The organism is Avibacterium endocarditidis, from assembly GCF_002921145.1.
Lineage (GTDB): Bacteria > Pseudomonadota > Gammaproteobacteria > Enterobacterales > Pasteurellaceae > Avibacterium > Avibacterium endocarditidis.
Window position 1 is genome coordinate 12661 of record NZ_PQVI01000120.1, and the last position, 19639, is coordinate 32299.

At 42.0% G+C, this 19639-nt stretch carries 12 protein-coding genes and 5 pseudogenes; 9 read left to right on the top strand and 8 right to left on the bottom strand.

Features of this window, described 5'->3' with window-relative positions; all coding sequences use genetic code 11:
• Positions 1–66 precede the first annotated feature (66 nt).
• Positions 67–2496, top strand: a pseudogene (gene gyrB, locus C3Z13_RS08905) (DNA topoisomerase (ATP-hydrolyzing) subunit B).
• Between the two features lie 100 nt (positions 2497–2596).
• On the opposite strand, the gene C3Z13_RS08910 reads toward gyrB, so the two are convergent.
• The 7 genes and pseudogenes from C3Z13_RS08910 to C3Z13_RS08940 form a co-directional block, all read right to left on the bottom strand.
• Entirely contained in the window at positions 2597–4033 is a 1437-nt protein-coding gene (locus C3Z13_RS08910; protein WP_103855679.1) for a cytochrome-c peroxidase, read from the bottom strand.
• Positions 4034–4346: 313 nt separating this feature from the next.
• Positions 4347–4442, bottom strand: coding sequence for a methionine/alanine import family NSS transporter small subunit (locus C3Z13_RS08915; RefSeq protein WP_103854320.1), 96 nt, complete (start codon positions 4440–4442; stop codon positions 4347–4349).
• A gap of 1 nt (position 4443) precedes the next feature.
• Complete coding sequence (locus C3Z13_RS08920; protein WP_103855680.1) at positions 4444–5964, bottom strand: sodium-dependent transporter; 1521 nt, start codon at positions 5962–5964, stop codon at positions 4444–4446.
• Between the two features lie 339 nt (positions 5965–6303).
• Entirely contained in the window at positions 6304–7134 is an 831-nt protein-coding gene (gene aroE, locus C3Z13_RS08925) for a shikimate dehydrogenase (RefSeq protein WP_103855681.1), read from the bottom strand.
• An 11-nt stretch (positions 7135–7145) separates the two neighbouring features.
• Positions 7146–7709, bottom strand: a complete 564-nt coding sequence (gene tsaC, locus C3Z13_RS08930; protein WP_103855682.1) for an L-threonylcarbamoyladenylate synthase type 1 TsaC — start codon at positions 7707–7709, stop codon at positions 7146–7148.
• A pseudogene (locus tag C3Z13_RS13040) lies at positions 7702–8271 on the bottom strand (DNA topoisomerase family protein). The gene tsaC and the pseudogene C3Z13_RS13040 overlap by 8 nt, the downstream one beginning before the upstream one ends.
• Positions 8264–8884, bottom strand: coding sequence for a Maf family protein (locus tag C3Z13_RS08940; protein WP_103855683.1), 621 nt, complete (start codon positions 8882–8884; stop codon positions 8264–8266). Before C3Z13_RS08940 ends, C3Z13_RS13040 begins: the two are co-directional and overlap by 8 nt.
• Positions 8885–9035: 151 nt before the next feature.
• On the opposite strand from C3Z13_RS08940, the pseudogene C3Z13_RS08945 reads away from it, so the two are divergent.
• Positions 9036–10653: pseudogene (locus C3Z13_RS08945) on the top strand (DNA recombination protein RmuC).
• Positions 10654–10731: 78 nt separating this feature from the next.
• Positions 10732–11269 (top strand): annotated as a pseudogene (locus tag C3Z13_RS08950) (TIGR00645 family protein).
• A 34-nt stretch (positions 11270–11303) separates the two neighbouring features.
• Here the strand turns inward: C3Z13_RS08950 and mutS are convergent.
• Positions 11304–13887, bottom strand: a pseudogene (gene mutS, locus C3Z13_RS08955) (DNA mismatch repair protein MutS).
• Between the two features lie 305 nt (positions 13888–14192).
• Here mutS and recA point away from each other — a divergent pair.
• From recA to C3Z13_RS08985, 6 genes are all read left to right on the top strand, one after another.
• Complete coding sequence (recA, locus tag C3Z13_RS08960; protein WP_103855684.1) at positions 14193–15278, top strand: recombinase RecA; 1086 nt, start codon at positions 14193–14195, stop codon at positions 15276–15278.
• An 85-nt stretch (positions 15279–15363) separates the two neighbouring features.
• A complete protein-coding gene (recX, locus tag C3Z13_RS08965; RefSeq protein ID WP_103855685.1) occupies positions 15364–15822 on the top strand; it encodes a recombination regulator RecX in 459 nt (152 codons plus the stop codon).
• Positions 15823–15974: 152 nt separating this feature from the next.
• Entirely contained in the window at positions 15975–17690 is a 1716-nt protein-coding gene (gene proS, locus C3Z13_RS08970; RefSeq protein WP_103855686.1) for a proline--tRNA ligase, read from the top strand.
• Between the two features lie 75 nt (positions 17691–17765).
• Positions 17766–18056 carry a carbonic anhydrase family protein gene (locus C3Z13_RS08975; RefSeq protein ID WP_245872612.1) on the top strand — a complete coding sequence of 97 codons (291 nt, stop codon included), beginning with the start codon at positions 17766–17768 and terminating at the stop codon, positions 18054–18056.
• A gap of 167 nt (positions 18057–18223) precedes the next feature.
• The gene (trmB, locus tag C3Z13_RS08980) at positions 18224–18976 is read left to right on the top strand and encodes a tRNA (guanosine(46)-N7)-methyltransferase TrmB (protein WP_103855687.1); all 753 of its coding nucleotides are present in this window, start codon (positions 18224–18226) and stop codon (positions 18974–18976) included.
• A gap of 29 nt (positions 18977–19005) precedes the next feature.
• Positions 19006–19344 carry a YggL family protein gene (locus C3Z13_RS08985; protein WP_103855688.1) on the top strand — a complete coding sequence of 113 codons (339 nt, stop codon included), beginning with the start codon at positions 19006–19008 and terminating at the stop codon, positions 19342–19344.
• The last annotated feature ends 295 nt before the right edge of the window (positions 19345–19639 follow it).

The window sequence follows — 19639 nt, forward strand, 5'->3', positions numbered from 1 at the left end:
TAGCCAAAAGCGCAAAAATTTGCTATAATCCGCCCAATTTTTTATCAATAAAAACAGAGAATTGTTATGTCGAATAATGTCCCAGAAAATTATGGTGCAAGTAGTATCAAAGTATTAAAAGGCCTTGATGCAGTGCGTAAACGCCCCGGTATGTACATTGGTGATACCGATGACGGAACAGGGTTACATCATATGGTTTTTGAAGTGGTGGATAACGCCATTGACGAAGCGCTTGCAGGTTATTGCTCGGACATTAACGTGATTATTCATTCTGATAATTCCGTTTCAGTGCAAGATGACGGACGTGGTATTCCGGTGGACATTCACCCTGAAGAAGGGGTTTCTGCAGCGGAAGTGATTATGACCGTATTGCACGCAGGCGGTAAATTTGATGATAACTCTTATAAGGTGTCTGGTGGTTTGCACGGCGTGGGCGTGTCGGTGGTGAATGCCTTATCCGATAAGCTACAGCTCACTATTCGCCGTCAAGGCCACGTTCACGAACAATTTTATAATTTAGGTGATCCGCAAGCGCCATTAACCATTATTGGCGAAACCAGCCAAACAGGAACTACCGTGCGTTTTTGGCCAAGCCCAAGCATTTTCACCAATATTGAATTTGAATACGATATTTTAGCAAAACGTCTGCGTGAGCTTTCTTTCTTGAACTCTGGCGTATCCATTAATTTAATTGATGAACGCACAGACAAACGCGATCACTTCCATTATGAAGGGGGTATTCAAGCATTCGTGGAATATCTCAACAAAAACAAAAATCCTATTCACCAAAAACCGTTCTATTTTTTTCTACTGAACGTGATGGCATTGGCATTGAAGTGGCGTTGCAATGGAACGAAGGCTATCAATCTGAGAATATTCATTGCTTCACCAATAATATTCCACAACGTGATGGAGGAACGCATTTAGCGGGCTTCCGTGCTGCCTTAACGCGTACCTTAAATGCTTATATGGAAAAATCGGGGCTGAATAAAAAAGGCAAGAACGATAAAGTAGAAACTTCAGGCGATGATGCGCGTGAAGGGTTGGTGGCGATTATTTCAGTGAAAGTGCCTGATCCAAAATTCTCATCACAAACCAAAGATAAATTGGTTTCTTCTGAAGTGAAAGGTGCGGTGGAATCGGCAATGAATGAGCGTTTGCAAGAATATTTGGAAGAAAATCCAAATGACGCCAAAATGATTGCGAGCAAAATCATTGACGCTGCACGCGCCCGTGAAGCAGCGCGCAAAGCCCGTGAAATGACACGCCGTAAAGGGGCATTAGATATTGCTGGGCTTCCAGGTAAATTAGCCGACTGCCAAGAGCGCGATCCTGCGTTATCTGAACTCTACCTTGTGGAGGGGATTCTGCGGGCGGTTCAGCCAAACAAGGGCGCAATCGTAAAAACCAAGCGATTTTGCCATTAAAAGGGAAAATCCTAAACGTAGAAAAGCTCGTTTTGACAAAATGCTTTCTTCGCAAGAAGTTGGCACATTAATCACCGCACTTGGCTGCGGCATTGGACGTGATGAATATAACCCAGATAAATTGCGTTATCACAGCATTATCATTATGACCGATGCGGACGTGGACGGCGCGCACATTAGCACCTTATTGCTCACCTTCTTCTATCGTCAAATGCCAGAACTCATTGAGCGTGGGCATATTTATATTGCGCAACCACCGCTTTATAAAGTGAAAAAGGTAAACACGAAGAATATATCAAAGACGATGAAGCAATGGCGCAATATGAGCTTAATTTGGCTTTGGACGGCGCTGCACTTTACACAACAAAAGATGCGCCACCAATGAGCGGTGTCGCCTTGGAAAAATTGGTGGCTGAATATAACGGCGTACAAAAATGATCGCGCGTTTAAGTCGCCATTATCCAGAAGCAGTGTTGAAAACCTTGATTTATCAACCTGAATTAACCACCGAACTGATGCAAAATAAAGTGCGGTGGAATCTTGGGCAAAATCTTTGGTGGAAACCTTAACAGAAAAAGAAAGTAGCGGTAATCATTACAGCTATAAATTGCATTTCAACAGCGAACGCCATTTGCACGAAGTGGTACTCACCGTGCGTACTCACGGCGTGGATACGGAATATGTACTCGGCTTCCAATTTGCCAACGGCAATGATTATGCGCGCATTGTAAAATTAGGTTCACAATTAAACGGCTTACTTGAGCCAGATGCTTATGTCGCGCGTGGCGAACGCCAGCACCCAGTGAGTTCTTTCGAGCAAGCAGTAGAATGGCTGGTGAAAGAATCGCGCCGCGGTTTAATGGTTCAACGTTATAAAGGGTTAGGTGAAATGAACCCAGATCAGCTTTGGGAAACCACAATGGATCCTGAAACGCGCACAATGTTGCAAGTTACTATTAAAGACGCCGTGGCAGCAGATCAGCTCTTCACCACCTTAATGGGTGATGAAGTTGAACCACGCCGTGAGTTTATTGAATCTAATGCGCTACGTGCAAACCTAGATATTTAATATCTTCAATGAAGAAAAGCCACTTACGAAAATGTCAGTGGCTTTTTATTGGGGGAAAGGGATAAATGGGCAGAATATAATTGCCCATTTTTGCATTTGGCTAGTTAGCAGAAGGTTGTTCTTTCATATTATCGTTTGTTAATGGTTTGCCTTGGTATTCTCCTGTTAGGCTATATAAGAAATCAACAATATCGCTAACTTGTTCTTTTGATAAACTTACACCACTTTGATATTTCAACATCATTTCCACTGCTTGGGTTAAATCTTGTGCATTTGCATCGTGGAAATATGGGGCGGTAAGTGCAACATTACGCAATGTTGGCACTTTAAAACGATGTTTATCATAAGGATTTTTCGTTTGTGCAAAGCGACCATCATCGGCTTCGGTTAATGGTTTATTGCGATCAGCAAAATAATCTGCTTTCAAACCCATTAATTCATAAGATTGACCACCTAAATTAACACCAGTATGGCAAGTATCACATTTATATTGGTGAAATAACGCATAACCATTTTTCTGTGCTGCAGTTAAGGCATTTTCATCACCTTGCAAATAGCGATCGAAAGGACTATTTGGGGTAATTAAGGTTTTCTCAAATTCAGCAATGGCATCTGTTGTAATAGTTTTTTCATTAAAACCTTCGGGATAGATTTTTTCAAAGGCTTGTTTAAGTGATTCATCTTTATTGAGGTTATCAACAATTTGTTGCCAATTTTCTGCTCCCATTTCTACAGGATTTAACGGTGGTCCACCGGCTTGTTCTGCTAGGTTAGCAGCACGACCGTCCCAGAATTGAGCAAAGTTGAAAGCCGCATTATAGACAGTCGGCGCATTAATGCCTCCTTTCTGCCCTTTAATTCCAGTAGAAGTGGCAAGATTATCCACTCCGCCTGTGTTCAAACCGTGGCAACTGGCACAAGCAATAGTGCCATCGCCTGATAATGCAGTGCTGTGATAAAGCGTGTTACCTAAATCAACCTTGGCAGGATTAACGGGTAAACTTTGCGGAACAGGTTGTACAAAACGTTCAGCCGATGTGCCAGAGGTATTTGCAGGAAGTTGATATTCTTGGCGAACTTTATGAATCCAATCAAGCAAGGTTGCTTTCTCTTGATCGTTTAAACCTGATCCCCAATGCACCATTTTGAAAGAATGAATAGGCATTTCGTTATTTTGAATAACACTTTCAAGTTTCGCTAAATCTGCTGCGGAAATGCGTTGCGGTTGGTTGAGATAATCCGTGATATTATCCAGCAAAAAATGAGCTTGTCCTTGCTGAATATCTTTTTCCATTAAACTGCTAGCGATAGGCAATTTGGCATAAAATGGCATATTCGCATTGTTACTATGGCAATATTGACAGCCATTATTATATAGCAGGGTTTCAACGACACGTTGCTGCGGATCAGTAATTTGGCTTTCTTGCAAACGGCGTTGTGTTTCTTGTTTATCAAAGTGGTGGATATATGCCACCGTCCCTAGGTAAGCGGCGACACTTGCGCCAATAAATGTAAATAACCACGATTGAGGTTTCATAAGATTCTCCTTTATAGAATAGTAAGTTAGGAAACATCTCGCACAGTATTAACAATTATTAAGAAAGGAATGTTGATAGAAATCAAAAAATTTCATTGGCAAATTCTATAGATTTAATAGGTATAATTTTTGTATGGTTATTTATCCCTTTTTTATGTATGGATTTTAATCTTAAAAAGTCAAGAAAAAAGCACCGCACTTGGGTTAGGAATAACAGCTCATTTAGCAGAAGATCAATAATATTAATAAAAAAAACAGCCACTCACAGGTGGCTGTTTGATTTTATAAAGTGCGGTATTTTTCCCGCGAGTTTTTATTTATCTTTTGGCAGATTTTTGATGGAGAAAAGTAATCCGCCCCAAATAATAACCAAGGCAACGGCCATCATAATAATTGCACTAGTACTCATTTTATTGTTCCTCTTTTGCCTGTTCTTCTGGGTTAAATAACTCTTCGTGTTTCCATTTTAAGCGAGAGATTAGGAAGCTTATCACCACAAGGCTTGCCGCCATTCCCCAGCCAAAGGTATTAACGAACCAAGATGGATAGCCTTCGTAGCCTTCAGTGAACACTTTTGCTCCTTCGCTTAATAACATAAATGCAAGGATACCTGTGGTTAAAACGATACATAAACGCCATAAAAAGCCAACTTTGAAAGAAGATGTTTCGTTTAAGTGCTTGCCAAGTAAGCCTAATTTTTCGTTGGTAACGATAGCCACCAATGAAACAAACGCCACCGCAACAATACCAAAATAGTTGACGAATTTATCTAACACATCAAGCATTGGTAAGCCTGTGGTTGTACCAAATAATACGGTTGAAATTAACATCATTGGCACACCAACAAGGAAAGTGGCTTTAGCACGGCGAACGCGTAATTTATCTTGAATTGCTGAAATAATTACTTCGATTACAGAGATAAATGAAGTCAAAGCAGCGAAAGTTAATGAAGCAAAGAACAACACACCAAGCACTTTACCAAATGGTGCAGCGTTAATAATCGTTGGGAACGCAAAGAACGCCAAGCCGATACCGCCTTTTGCTACTTCGCCCACTTCTTGCCCTGACGCCGTAGCCATAAAGCCAAGCGCGGCAAACACCCCGATACCAGCTAATAATTCAAAACTACTATTGGCAAAGCCCACTACCAAGCCATTACCGGTTAAGTCAGATTCTTTTTTCAAGTAAGAGGCGTAAGTTACCATAATCCCGAAGCCGATAGAAAGGGAGAAGAAAATCTGCCCATAAGCGGCAATCCATACACTTGGATCAGAAAGTTTTGACCAGTTTGGCGTAAATAAAGCATCTAACCCTTTCGCTGCCCCCGGTAAGAATAATGATGAAGCGACCAACACCACAAACATCACTAAAAGCACAGGCATTAATACAGTGGATAGCTTTGCAATCCCTTTTTGCACGCCTAACGCCAACACACCAAGTGCCACAAGCCATACGGCAATTAACGGGCCAACCACCATACTGACAAATTCAAAACTCACACCCTGAGCAATATCGCCCATTTGCAAGAAATCGTGTAAGAAGAAATCAATTGGCTTATCACCCCAAGCGGTATTAAGAGAGAAATAGGTATAGCTCGCCGCCCAACCCAGCACAACCGCATAGTAAATCCCGATGATCACATTCACCATAACTTGCCACCAACCGAAAGTTTCAAAATGGCGACTGAAACGGCGATAAGACAACGGTGCACCCCCACGGTGGCGATGCCCAATGGCATAATCTAAGAATAAAAATGGAATTCCTGCGGTTAAAAGCGCAATAAGATAAGGAATAATGAATGCACCACCACCGTTTTCATAAGTGGTATAAGGAAAACGCCAAATGTTTCCTAAACCCACGGCAGATCCGATGGCGGCAAAAATAAATGCACGACTGCCCGAAAAGGTTTCGCGTTTTGCTGACTGTGTCATATTTTCACCTATTTAAACGTTAAAGAAATGTTAAGGTTAGGAAATATAACGAAATATGATTTTTAGTCAATAGATAAAAATACTATAAGCAGTCCTTTTTCTATATTTTTGTAACATAGCTAGTTTTAAATTTTGTTAAAAATTTTATTTTTAGATTAATATTCTAAAACAAGGCTATTCATAAGTAATCGTGCTAAAAAGCCTATCTTCTCCCCACATAAAAAACTAGCTTAAAAAAATGCAAAAAATTTTGTAAAAATGGCTGTACTTTCTTTACACTTAGCCTATAAAAAACAAACCTAGCCATCAAGCTAGGTTTTTTATTGGAATGAAATCGGATTAAAGTTCATCAAACAAAGGTGCTACATCAGGCATTACACCGCGCCATAAATAAAAGGCGTGGGCGGCTTGGCCGACTAGCATACCGAAGCCATCGCTGTAATGTTGTGCGCCTTGTTGTTTGGCGAGGGCGATAAATGGCGTGTCTGCGCCTTTGCTGTATTGCATATCGTACACCGCACTGGCTTGTTTTAAAATGTCGGGATCAATCGCCACGGTTTTGCCTTGTAAGCCGAGCGAAGTAGCATTGATGATAAGATCAAATTTTTGCACGGGAATGTCCGCAAGGGTACAGCCTTGAATATTGCCGTAGGCGCTAAATTTTTCCGCCAATTCTGTAGCTTTGGCTAAGGTGCGGTTGGCCACAAGAATAGTTTGCTCTGCTTGTAATAAGGGAAACAACACGCCTTTGGTTGCGCCACCTGCGCCTAAAATCAGCACGGATTGTTGTGGTTTGAGCCAGCCTAAACGCTGTAAATCGCTCACCAGCCCTGCTCCGTCTGTATTATCCGCATAAAGTGTGCCATCGGCGAGTTTTTTTAACGTATTACAAGCACCCGCCAGCAAGCAACGTTCGCTGTGTTGAGCGGCTAGCTTAAACGCACGCTCTTTAAATGGTGCAGTGATGTTGCAGCCTTTCGCCCCTTCAGCAAAAAAGGCAAGCAGTTGCTGTTCAAACTGTTGCTCATCACCAAGCATTGCTACATAGTCTAAATCTTGCTGCGTTTGCTCAGCAAAAATGCGATGAATTTGTGGGGATTTACTTTGTGCAATGGGGTTGCCCCACACGGCATACAGATCTTTGCCTTTGTTATTGATAGCTTTATTCATAAAAATCCTTATTAACCTTGACGAAAAAGTTGTTGGGTAAATAGATCGCGTATTTCTGAAGGGTTTTGCGCCGTGCCGATAGCCATTTCTAACACAGGAAAGTGATCGCCAAATTGCGCTTTCACTTCCGCTGCCGTGCGACAAGGTGGCAAGCCGGTTAAATTGGCGCTGGTGGAGGTGAGCGCAAAGCCTGCCTGTTCGCAAAGCAGTTTTACCGCAGGGTGATCGCTGATGCGCACGGCAATGGTGGAAAATTGCCCTGTGAGAAATTTCGGCGTATCGGCTTTTGCTGGCACAACCCAAGTGGTCGGGCGATCATAATGGGCGTTTAAGCGCTGCCAGTGCTGTTCGGAAAGCTGGCGTTCATCGATAAAAGGCAGCAGAAAATCCAAACTTGGCGCAATTAAAATCAAGCCTTTTTCCACAGGGCGCTGCTTCAAAATTAATAATTTTTGCACCGCACTTTCGCTAAGCGGATTACAGCCTAAGCCAAACACCGCCTCGGTGGGATAGGCAATCACGTCGTTTTGCTTTAATCGCTCAACCAGTTGAGCCACATTCTGTTCGTTATTCATCTTCTGTTTCAAATTGATGACGGCACGCCTTGTTGGCGCACAACCAAGTGCGACGCAAAGTGCGGTCGGTTTTTTCTTCTTTCTTTTTTTTTTCAGCGTGCTAATGGGGTACGCGCATTGCGGACAAGGCACGGCATAGGGCTGGCTGGCAAGGGTGAATTTGCATTTTGGAAATTGATCGCAGCCGTAAAACACCTTGCCTTGTCGCCCGCGTCGGGGCACCAGCTTGCCCTTTCCACAAGCAGGGCAAGGCAAATGTTGTTGCTCGGGTTCGAGTTCTTCGTGAACGATATAATCACAGTGCGGATAATCGCTGCACCCGATGAACATACCAAATTGCCCTTGTTTTAATTGAAAAATGACCGCACTTTGGACAATGTTGATCTAAGTCTTTCAATATTTTGCTTTCGTGAGCGGGCTGTAATGGCTTGATAAAATCGCATTGCGGATAGGCGCTGCAGCCTAAAAATAAGCCTTTTTTGCCCTTTTTAATTTGCAGCAACGCGCCACATTGTGGGCAATGTTCTTCGTGCTTGGTGGCTTGGAATAGGCTTTTACTCATTGCATTGCTCACTTGAACCTAATAAATCAACCCCAACTTGACGCAGCAATTCTGCCGTTTCAAACACAGGCAAGCCCATCACACCGCTGAAACTACCTTCAATATGAGAAATAAAGATGCCGCCCATACCTTGAATGCCATAAGCGCCCGCTTTATCCATTGGCTCGCCTGTGCGGATATAAGCGGAAATTTCTTGTTCTTTCAAAGGGTTAAAGGTTACTTGGCTGGTTTGCACAAGGCTATGTTTTTGATCAAGCAAGCTGACACACACCGCGGTTAGCACTTGGTGCGTGCGAGCGGATAGTTGCTCCAGCATTTGCTGAGCGTGCAAGGTGGTTTGTGGTTTGCCGAGAATTTGTTGATCGCACACCACAATGGTATCTGCGGAAAGAATCGGCAAGTGCGGTAGAAAATTCGGCTGATTTTGCAGTGCCTGACGTGCGGCGTGGTTTTTCTCACCCGCCATTCGGGCGACATAATCCGCTGGCAATTCATTGATTTTCGGCGTTTCATCAATATCAGCATTAAAGGTGGCAACGCATAGCCCCAACTGCTGTAAAAGTTGCAAACGGCGTGGGCTTTGCGAGGCGAGATAAAGTTGTGGATTTGACATAATTACCGCGTTAAAAAAATGCTAAAATAAGGCTATACTTTATTATAGTTTGCTAGAAATTTCATCTGAAAAATCCACCGCACTTTTATTTAGCCAAAAGTGCGGTGTGCATTTTCAGCATTATTTCATCACTCGCATTTTAGGAAAAAGAATGATCGAATTAACCCAATCTCAATGGCTTTATATGGTGATTTTTTTGTTGATTGTTTGCCTTGTGCTGTTTTTTGTTAGTGCAAAACATCAGCGTGATAAACAAGAATTAGCACAGGATTTAAATAAAACATCAATGATTTCAATCAGCTACTCGAAAAATATGAAACCCTCTCACAGCTTAAAAATCAGCTTGAACAAGATAAAGTGAAAGCGGAAACCAACGCGGAGGGGTTGCAAGTACGGCTTGGGGAGCGTGATGAAAAAATCACCTATTTGCAACAAGAATTGGACGAAGAGCGGGCGCGCCATAATGATGCCACCTCGCAAGTTTCCACAATGAAAGAGCGTTTTGGTATTGCCACCGCCCAAGTGCATAGCTTGCAAACCCAGCTCAACCGCAACCGCGAAGAACTCAGCCAAAAACACAAGAATGTGCAAATTTAAGCGAAAAATCCACCGCACTTTTACAGCAACTCACGGAGCTAAAAACCAGCTTGAGCGAAAAAGAGAAACATTTTTCTCAGCAGCAAGAAGATTTTATTAAAACCAAACAACAACTTAGCGTGGAATTTCAAAATTTAGCCAATCGCATTTTAGAGGAAAAAAGCCAGCGTTTCGAGCAAACCAATCAAGCCAGCCTCGATGCGTTATTGAAGCCGTTCCGTGAGCAAATTGAGGGCTTCCAAAAGCGGGTGAATGATATTCATTCGGAATCCTTAAAAGGGAATGCCAATTTAGAAGCGGAGATCAAAAAAGTTCTTGAGATTGGGTTGAATATGTCGCAAGAAGCGAATAATCTCACTTCTGCCTTAAAAGGGGAAAAGAAAACCCTCGGCAACTGGGGCGAAATTCAGCTTGAGCGCGCCTTGCAGTTAGCAGGCTTGGTGGAAAACGATCATTATAAAGCGCAAGATCATTTCCGTAATGCAGAGGGCAAATCCAATTATCCAGATTTTGTGGTGTATTTACCTGACAACAAACATTTGATTATTGACAGCAAAATGTCCTTAGTTGCCTATGAAAATGCGGTGAGTGCCGACAATGAGCAAGCTCAGCAACAATTTCTGCGTGAGCATCATAAGGCGATTAAAAACCATATTGATGAGCTTTCGCGCAAGGATTACAGCAATTTAATTGGCGTGCATAGCCCGAATTTTGTGCTGATGTTCATTGCCGTTGAGCCTGCTTATATTGAAGCGATGAAGCAAGACAGCAACTTGTTTAATTATGCCTATGAAAAGAATGTCATTTTAGTGTCGCACACCACCTTAATGCCGATTTTACGCACCGTGGCGAACCTATGGCGCATTGAGCGCGGTAATGCAGAAGCGCGTGAAATTAGTGGCAAGGCTGGGGATATTTATAACCAAATGTGCTTGGTGGCGGAGCGTTTGGCTAAATTGGGTAACAGTTTGGCAACCGTGAGCGGGCATTATAATCACGCGGTTACCGCCTTTGCTGGGCAACAAGGCTTAGCAGGAAAAATTGAACGATTTAAAGATTTTTCTGCCAAAGCCAACAAAGTGATGCCACAGGTGGAATTGCTGCATAATGACCTTGATTTAGCCAAATTAAGCGCCATTTCAGCAGAACAAATTGAACAGGAAAAGCATTGATATTTTGCCTAAAAACAGGTAACTTCAGCGCCCATTAATGAAAAGAGAACAACATTAGCAATAGAAAATAGGACATTTATGCAACATTCGTCTTCAACTAAATACAAAACCCCCACATTATTTAGCCAGATTATTTTCGCCAGCCGTTGGCTGCAACTGCCGATTTATCTTGGTCTGATCGTGGTGCAAGGCATTTACGCCTACAAATTTATGAAATCCCTATGGGAACTCATCACCAACCTGCAAGAGTTGGATTCCAACGCCATTATGCTTTCCGTGTTAAATCTGATTGATGTGGTGATGATCGCCAATTTGTTGGTTATGGTGATTGTGGGCGGTTACGAGATTTTCGTTTCCAAGCTGCATACCGAGGGCCACCCAGATGAACCTGAATGGTTAAGCCACGTTAATGCTTCCGTGTTGAAAGTGAAACTTTCTATGTCGATCATCAGTATTTCGTCTATCCATATGCTACAAACTTTCGTCAATGCAGCAAATATGCCAGAAAAAACGATGATGTGGCAATTATTGCTTCATTTAGGCTTTTTGATTTCCGCTATCGCAATGGCTTATACGGATAAAATCTTGTAATAGCACCAGCCATAAAAATCATTAATTTTTCCACCGCTCTTTATAAAAGAGCGGTTTTTCTATCCGCGTTGCATTTTCTTTAATTGATATAAATAAGAAAGCGCCTGCTTCGGACTCATTTCATCAGGATCAAGATTTTCAATCATCTGCCATAGCGCATCTTTATGCTCGTTTTCTTCCATTAACAACAGTTCGCCTTGCCTCTGTTGTTGCATTGCTTCTGCATTTAACTGATTGTTTTGTTGGGAGAATTTTTCTAACTGCGCCAGTTTTTGTTTGGCGAGTTTAATCACCGATTGCGGAACGCCTGCCAATGCCGCCACCGCCAAACCGTAACTTTTACTTGCCGCGCCTTCTTGCACCGCGTGCATAAAGGCGATGGTGTCGTTATGCTCCACCGCATCTAAATGCACGTTGGCAATGCCTTTTAACTGCTCAGGCAAAACAGTCAGCTCAAAATAATGCGTGGCAAATAAGGTAAGCGATCGTACTTTTTGTGCAAGCCATTCCGCACAAGCCCAAGCAAGGGAAAGCCCGTCATAGGTGGACGTGCCGCGCCCAATTTCATCAATAAGCACTAAGCTGTTTGCGCTGGCTTGATGCAAAATATTTGCCATTTCTGTCATTTCCACCATAAAGGTTGAGCGCCCTGAAGCCAGATCATCTGATGCGCCAATACGTGTGAAAATGCGATCGATTGGGCCGATCATAGCACTTTCTGCTGGTACAAAAGATCCCATATAAGCCATTAGCGTGATCAATGCAGTTTGACGCATATAGGTGCTTTTTCCCCCCATATTCGGGCCAGTTATGATCAATAAATGACGATCAGCACTCAGTTTTACTGGGTTGGCAATAAACGGATTTTTGGACACCTGTTCCACCACAGGGTGGCGGCCATTTTGAATATCTACGCCAATTTCATCGCTAAAGGTTGGTGCAACATAGTTCAGGGTTTCTGCCCGTTCAGCTAAGTTGGTTAGCACATCTAATTCTGCCAAAGCAAGGCTTGCTAGCTGTAATGCGCCTAAGTGTGGTAATAATTCATCGAAAATTTCTTCATAAAGTTGTTTTTCTAGCGCTAGTGCGGCACCTTTGGCTTTCAGCACCTTGTCTTCATAGGTTTTCAATTCCGGAATGATATAACGTTCCGCATTTTTGAGTGTTTGGCGACGAACATAGTGAATAGGCGCTTTATGTACTTGCCCTTGTGGAATTTGAATATAATAGCCGTGTACCGCATTAAAACCAATTTTTAGGGTGTCAATGCCGCTGCTTTGTCGCTCCCGTTGCTCTAGCTCTTCTAAATAGCGGGTTGCGCCGTCCGAAAGAGAGCGCCATTCATCAAGTTCTGCGTTAAAGCCTTCTGCAATCACGCCACCATCACGAATCAACAAAGGGGGATTTTCAATAATCGCGCGTTCTAATAGATCTAATTGCGCTGAAAAATCGGAAATTTGTTGAGAAAATGCAGCAAATTGCGGACAATGTTGTTGATTAAGATAATCTTGAATTGCAGGAATTTGCGCGAGCGCGGTGCGTAAACGGGTGAGATCCCGTGGACGCGCTGAACGCAATGCCACGCGCGCTAAAATCCGTTCCATATCCCCCACTTGTTGCAAGTGCGGTTGAAATTCTGCCACTAAATCCTGTTGCAAAATTTGACTGATGGTTTGTTGGCGTAAGGTTAATTTTTCACGATCGCGAATCGGTTGGTGAATCCAACGTTTCAGCAAACGACTCCCCATTGGGGTAACACATTTGTCTAGCACGGAAGCAAGGGTATGCTCTGTGCCACCTGCTAAATTTTGGGTGAGTTCTAAATTCCGTCTTGTGGCGGCATCTAATTGAATATTCTCATTATTTTGTACCAAACTGATGCTTTGAATATGGGGCAACGCGGTGCGCTGAGTTTCCTTGGCATATTGTAACAAACATCCCGCAGCGCAAAGCCCAAGGGGGGGATTTTTCCACCCCAAAGGCGCGCAAATCTTGCGTACCAAATTGACGATTAAGCTGCTCAATGGCAGTTTTTAATTCAAATTCCCAAATGGGACGGCGGCGTAAGCCCTTTGCATTTTCAATTAAATAACGATCTTCAAAATCTTCACAATAAAGCAATTCCACAGGTTGAATGCGCTGTAATTCCGCCTGCAAACTTTCTTTGCTAGCAGGCTCACTCAACTGAAAACGCCCCGATGCCATATCCAAAGTTGCCAAGCCAAATTTGTCTTTTTCCTGATAAACCGCGGCAATCAAATTATCCTGACGTTCGGGCAACAAGGCTTCATCACTGATTGTTCCGGGGGTAACAATCCGCACAATTTGGCGTTCCACCGGCCCTTTTGCCGTGGCAGGATCGCCCACTTGCTCGCAAATCGCCACACTTTCGCCAAGCTGAACTAATTTCGCTAAATAGCCCTCCACCGCGTGATAGGGCACACCCGCCATAGGAATAGGCTGCCCTGCCGACTGCCCACGTTTGGTCAAGGAAATATCCAACAATGCCGCCGCTTTTTTTGCATCATCATAAAATAATTCATAAAAATCCCCCATTCGATAAAACAGCAAAATCTCAGGATTTTCTGCTTTCAATCGAAGGTACTGCTGCATCATTGGGGTGTGTTGTTCAAAATTAGTCATCAGGTTTGCTCAATCTGTTATTTTAAATTTAGACAAATTATAACGAAATTTTTCTTATTTGATACTGTAGGAATTATTTTGCTGTCAGCTCATTAATCAGCTTTGTATGTTGAAATAGCAGATCGCCCCTATTAGCCTCATTAATTTGAAGTATAAACGTATTATCTGGAACACAGTTCACAAAATAGAAAAAAGATCAAAATTTTACTTGATACTGTATATCAATACAGCTATATTATGCAGCAGTTTTGATGATGAATTTATAAGGACAAGCAAAATGGCTAAAGAAGATAAAGCAAAAAAAAGTGAGAAACCACAAATTACTACTCAAGAGAAGAAAAACAAAAAAAGCCCTTGCTGCGGCGTTAGGTCAAATTGAAAAACAATTTGGTAAAGGTTCAATTATGAAATTGGGGGAAACCCAAGATTTGGATATTGAATCTATTTCCACAGGTTCTCTGGGGTTAGATATTGCCTTAGGTATCGGTGGCTTGCCAATGGGGCGTATCGTAGAAATTTACGGGCCAGAATCTTCAGGGAAAACCACATTAACCCTTTCTGTTATCGCGCAAGCACAAAAATTAGGCAAAACCTGTGCCTTTATTGATGCAGAACACGCTTTAGATCCAATTTATGCGGCAAAACTTGGCGTTGATGTCAAAAAATTGCTCGTTTCTCAGCCTGACAACGGTGAAGAAGCATTAGAAATTTGTGATGCGTTGGTACGTTCTGGTGCGATTGACGTGGTGATTGTGGACTCCGTAGCCGCCCTTACGCCAAAAGCAGAAATTGAAGGGGATATGGGTGATGCGCACGTTGGTTTACAAGCGCGTTTAATGTCGCAAGCCCTGCGTAAACTCACCGGACAAATCAAAAACTCCAACTGCCTTGTGATTTTCATCAACCAAATTCGTATGAAAATTGGCGTAATGTTTGGTAACCCAGAAACCACCACTGGCGGTAATGCATTGAAATTCTATTCTTCTGTGCGCTTAGATATTCGTCGTACTGGTGCGGTGAAAAATGGCGATGAAATCATTGGTAACGAAACTCGTGTGAAAGTGGTGAAAAACAAAGTTGCCCCGCCATTCCGTCAAGTTGATTTCCAAATCCTTTACGGTGAAGGCATTTCACGCAATGGTGAGTTAATTGAATTAGGCGTAAAACATAAATTAGTTGATAAATCAGGCGCGTGGTTCTCTTATAACGGAGAAAAAATTGGTCAAGGAAAAGCCAATGCAATGAAATGGTTGGCAGAACACCCTGAACAAGCCGAAGAATTAGAAAATAAATTACGCGAAGAACTTTTAGCAAACCCAGACAAATCTCTCATTGCGGATATTGAAGCGGATCAAAATGAAGACATTGCAGAAATGGATTCTGAATTTTAATCCCTTTGATTAAATCATCTTCAAAAAGTGCGGTAATTTTTGACCGCACTTTTTCTAACAGCAATTTAGGAATCAATGAGAAAAAATGGCATCATTGGCATTAAATTATGTGGTGAACTTGCTCTCCCGCCGCGAATATAGTGAATATGAATTGCGTTGCAAAATGCAAGAAAAAGCCTTCACAGAAGCAGAAATTGAACAGGCTTTAGCGATTTGTCAGGAAAAAAATTGGCAAAGTGATCGCCGTTTTACAGAAAATTATTTACATTACCGATCACAAAAAGGCTATGGACTTAATCGAATTAAACAAGAGCTTTTTCAACTCAAAGGTATTTCTTCAGAGATCGTAGAAGACGTGTTAGCAGAAATGGACATTGATTGGTTTGAGATTGCTCATTCTGTGTTACGCAAAAAATTCCCCCATTATGTGCAAGAGCAAGATTTCAAAATGAAACAAAAAATCTGGCGCTATATGCTTTCACACGGTTTTCAAAGTGAAGAATTTGCCGATTTAGTCGGCTCAGGCGAAAACGAATTTTACTAAGACACAGCATTCACTGCCCCTTTCTTTATTTATGCTTTCCAAGGCTTTCTACAAAATATTGGCACAAATGGCCCTTTCTTCTTTGAGTGAACTTAACTCAATGATAAACTAACGCCAATTTTTGTCTTAAATAATTAATATAGGAAACAACAATGCGAGCGAGTCGATATTTATTTGCTACTTTAAAAGAAACCCCGAATGATGCACAGGTGGTGAGCCATCAATTAATGTTGCGTGCTGGAATGGTTCGCCCTTTAGCGTCAGGGCTTTACAACTGGTTGCCTACAGGCTTGCGTGTACTGAAAAAAGTGGAAAATATTGTCCGTGAAGAAATGAATAAAAGCGGTGCGATCGAAGTTGAAATGCCTGTTGTTCAACCAGCTGAATTATGGCAAGAATCGCAACGCTGGGAGCAATATGGCCCAGAATTATTACGCTTCCAAGATCGCGGACAACGTGATTTTGTGCTTGGTCCAACACACGAAGAAGTGATTACCGATTTAGTTCGCCGTGAAGTGAGTTCTTATAAGCAACTTCCACTGAATTTATACCAAATTCAAACCAAATTCCGTGACGAAGTGCGTCCACGTTTTGGGGTAATGCGTGGTCGTGAATTTTTAATGAAAGATGCCTATTCTTTCCACACCACAAAAGAAAGTTTGCAAGAAACCTATGACATAATGTACCAAACTTACAGCAATATTTTCACCCGTCTAGGTTTAGATTTCCGCGCGGTGCAGGCGGATACCGGTTCTATCGGCGGCAGCGCATCACACGAATTCCAAGTATTAGCACAAAGTGGTGAAGATGATATTGTGTTCTCCACAGAATCTGATTTTGCGGCGAATATTGAACTTGCCGAAGCAGTGGCACAAGGCGAACGTGGCACGCCAACTCAGTCAATGGAATTAGTGGATACGCCAAATGCCAAAACCATTAACGAATTGGTGGAACAATTCAATGTGCCAGTAGAAAAAACCGTGAAAACCTTGATTGTAAAAGGTGCAAATGAAGAACAACCATTAATTGCGTTAATCATTCGTGGCGATCACAATTTGAATGAAATCAAAGCGCAAAAATTAGCGCAAGTGGCTGAACCGCTTGAATTTGCCGATGAAGCGGAAATTAAAGCCAAAATCGGCGCAAGCGTTGGCTCTCTTGGCCCTGTTAATTTGCCGATCCCAGCTATTATTGATCGAAGTGTGGCATTAATGAGTGATTTTTCGGCAGGCGCAAACATTGATGGTAAACATTATTTCAATATCAACTGGGAACGTGATGTGCCAATGCCAGAAGTGGCAGATTTACGCAATGTGGTAGAAGGTGATCTAAGCCCTGATGGCAAAGGTTCATTGTTAATCAAGCGCGGTATTGAAGTGGGACATATTTTCCAACTTGGCACAAAATATTCAGAAGCAATGAAAGCTACCGTACAAGGCGAAGATGGCCGCCCACAAACAATGATTATGGGCTGTTACGGTATTGGTGTTAGCCGTGTGGTTGCCGCAGCGATCGAACAAAGCCACGATGAACGTGGGATTATCTGGCCAACGGACGCGATTGCACCATTTACCGTAGCAATCGTGCCAATGAATATGCACAAATCAGAAAGCGTGCAAGAATTTGCCGAAAATTTATACCGCACTTTAAGTGCTGAAGGGATTGAAGTGATTTTTGATGATCGTAAAGAGCGTCCAGGAGTAATGTTTGCTGATATGGAACTTATTGGTGTGCCACATATGATTGTAATCGGCGAAAAAAATCTGCAAAATGGCGAAATTGAATATAAAAATCGTCGTACAGGGGAAAAACAGATGATCAATAAAGATCAGTTGGTGGAATTTGTGAAGCAACAAATTAAATACTAAAGAAAGTTGTTGGGTGGCAAAAGCTGCCCAATTTTTTGTCTAAAATTTGTGAAAAAAGCACCGCACTTACTTCTTTTGATTGTTTTTATCCAGCTAGAAGAATTACTGCATAACCCTTTGAATGTTAATGAAAAAATGGCACAGGCACAGCCATTAGACATCACAAAATTGCTGCCGCGAAGTAAAGGACATTACCGTCTTAATGGCTCGCTCACCACGCCGCCTTGTAGCGAAGGGGTAAATTGGGTGGTTTTACAGCAACCTATCAGTGCAAGCAGTGAGCAGATTCGATCATTATCACATACATTAGGGAATAACAATCGCCCTGTACAACCAATTAACGCTCGAATTGTCGTAAGCGAATAAATGTAAAGAGGGCATTTTTAAGCCCTCATTTCTTATTATTTTTGATCGAAATTTTCCCATTTTTTTACCGCACTTTTTTCTTGCGCGATCTTGCCCTAAAACATAGAATAGCCCTTTAAAAAATGGCATAGCTCATTTTATAAACGATATTGAGTAGTAGATTTTCAATGACAGAACAACAAACTAGCTTTGCGGATCAAAAACGCAAAACCGTTGAAACCGCTGAATTTACCGCTGACGGACGCTACAAACGTAAAGTGCGTAGTTTCGTGTTGCGTACAGGGCGATTAAGCGATTTTCAACGTAATATGATGAATGAATATTGGCCGATTTATGGCTTATCACATCAAACTGAACCTTTTGATTTTAAAAAGATTTATGGCAACGACAAGCCTGTTATTTTAGAAATTGGTTTTGGAATGGGAAAATCCCTAGTGGAAATGGCAGAGCAAAATCCAGATAAAAATTATCTAGGAATTGAAGTGCATACCCCCGGTGTGGGCGCGTGCATTGCTTATGCTGTGGAAAAGAAGGTAAAAAATCTACGCGTTATTTGCCACGATGCCACAGAAATTTTACGCGATTGCATTGCCGATGGCAGCCTTGCTGGCTTACAGCTTTTTTTCCCCGACCCTTGGCATAAAGCGAAGCATCATAAACGCCGCATTGTACAGCCGCATTTTGTGCAAACTGTCTGCCAAAAGCTCGCCAACCAAGGCTTTATTCATATGGCAACAGACTGGGAAAATTATGCGGAACAAATGTTAGACGTATTGCAAAATAATCCACAGTTACGCAATACTTCCGCCACAAAAGACTATATTCCACGCCCTGAAAGCCGCCCATTGACCAAGTTTGAACAACGCGGTCATCGCTTAGGACACGGTGTATGGGATTTATATTTTATTAAAACTGAATAATATCAGCCTAGAAATACGAGGAGAAAACGATGGCTATTCAACGTAACAGAAGACAACGCAAAAAAATGCACCTTGCAGAATTCCAAGAATTAGGCTTTTTAGTAAACTGGCAATTCGCAGAAAATACCCCGATTGATAAAATTGATGAAGTTGTAGATCGTTTTATCAACGAAGTCATTCGTCCAAATGGCTTAGCTTATGAAGGTAGCGGTTATTTACATTGGGAAGGTTTAGTCTGCTTAGAAGAAATCGGAAAATGTGATGAAAGCCACCGTGAGCTAGTGAAAAACTGGTTAGAAAGCAATGGATTACAACAAATTGAAATTAGCCAACTGTTTGATATTTGGTGGGAATATCCAGCGAAATAATAAGATTGAACAGCAATCTTATTTTTATTAGTTAGAATCTAAATTATAGAGTAAAAACTGTATGCGATTTAATTTCGGATACAGTTTTTTATTGGGTTTTATTAAGGTTGTCCTAGATTTCTTATCAATTCTGTTACATTTTCTAAGTTACTCATTTTTCTTGATTAGCGAAATTCTTAACTTCATTAGTATAATTTTTCTTCTAATTATAGAGTGTAACGTATCAGTATTGTTGCTTTTAGCCGCCATAAAACTGTACAAAAACGAACAAAGACCGAACCAACAATCTGAAAGG

Bases quoted from the DNA above. Each gene is read 5' to 3' on its own strand.
- C3Z13_RS08910 (WP_103855679.1), bottom strand. From the start codon at position 4,033: ATGAAACCTCAATCGTGGTTATTTACATTTATTGGCGCAAGTGTCGCC.
- C3Z13_RS08915 (WP_103854320.1), bottom strand. From the start codon at position 4,442: ATGAGTACTAGTGCAATTATTATGATGGCCGTTGCCTTGGTTATTATT.
- C3Z13_RS08920 (WP_103855680.1), bottom strand. From the start codon at position 5,964: ATGACACAGTCAGCAAAACGCGAAACCTTTTCGGGCAGTCGTGCATTT.
- aroE (WP_103855681.1), bottom strand. From the start codon at position 7,134: ATGAATAAAGCTATCAATAACAAAGGCAAAGATCTGTATGCCGTGTGG.
- tsaC (WP_103855682.1), bottom strand. From the start codon at position 7,709: ATGAATAACGAACAGAATGTGGCTCAACTGGTTGAGCGATTAAAGCAA.
- C3Z13_RS08940 (WP_103855683.1), bottom strand. From the start codon at position 8,884: ATGTCAAATCCACAACTTTATCTCGCCTCGCAAAGCCCACGCCGTTTG.
- recX (WP_103855685.1), top strand. From the start codon at position 15,364: ATGGCATCATTGGCATTAAATTATGTGGTGAACTTGCTCTCCCGCCGC.
- proS (WP_103855686.1), top strand. From the start codon at position 15,975: ATGCGAGCGAGTCGATATTTATTTGCTACTTTAAAAGAAACCCCGAAT.
- trmB (WP_103855687.1), top strand. From the start codon at position 18,224: ATGACAGAACAACAAACTAGCTTTGCGGATCAAAAACGCAAAACCGTT.
- C3Z13_RS08985 (WP_103855688.1), top strand. From the start codon at position 19,006: ATGGCTATTCAACGTAACAGAAGACAACGCAAAAAAATGCACCTTGCA.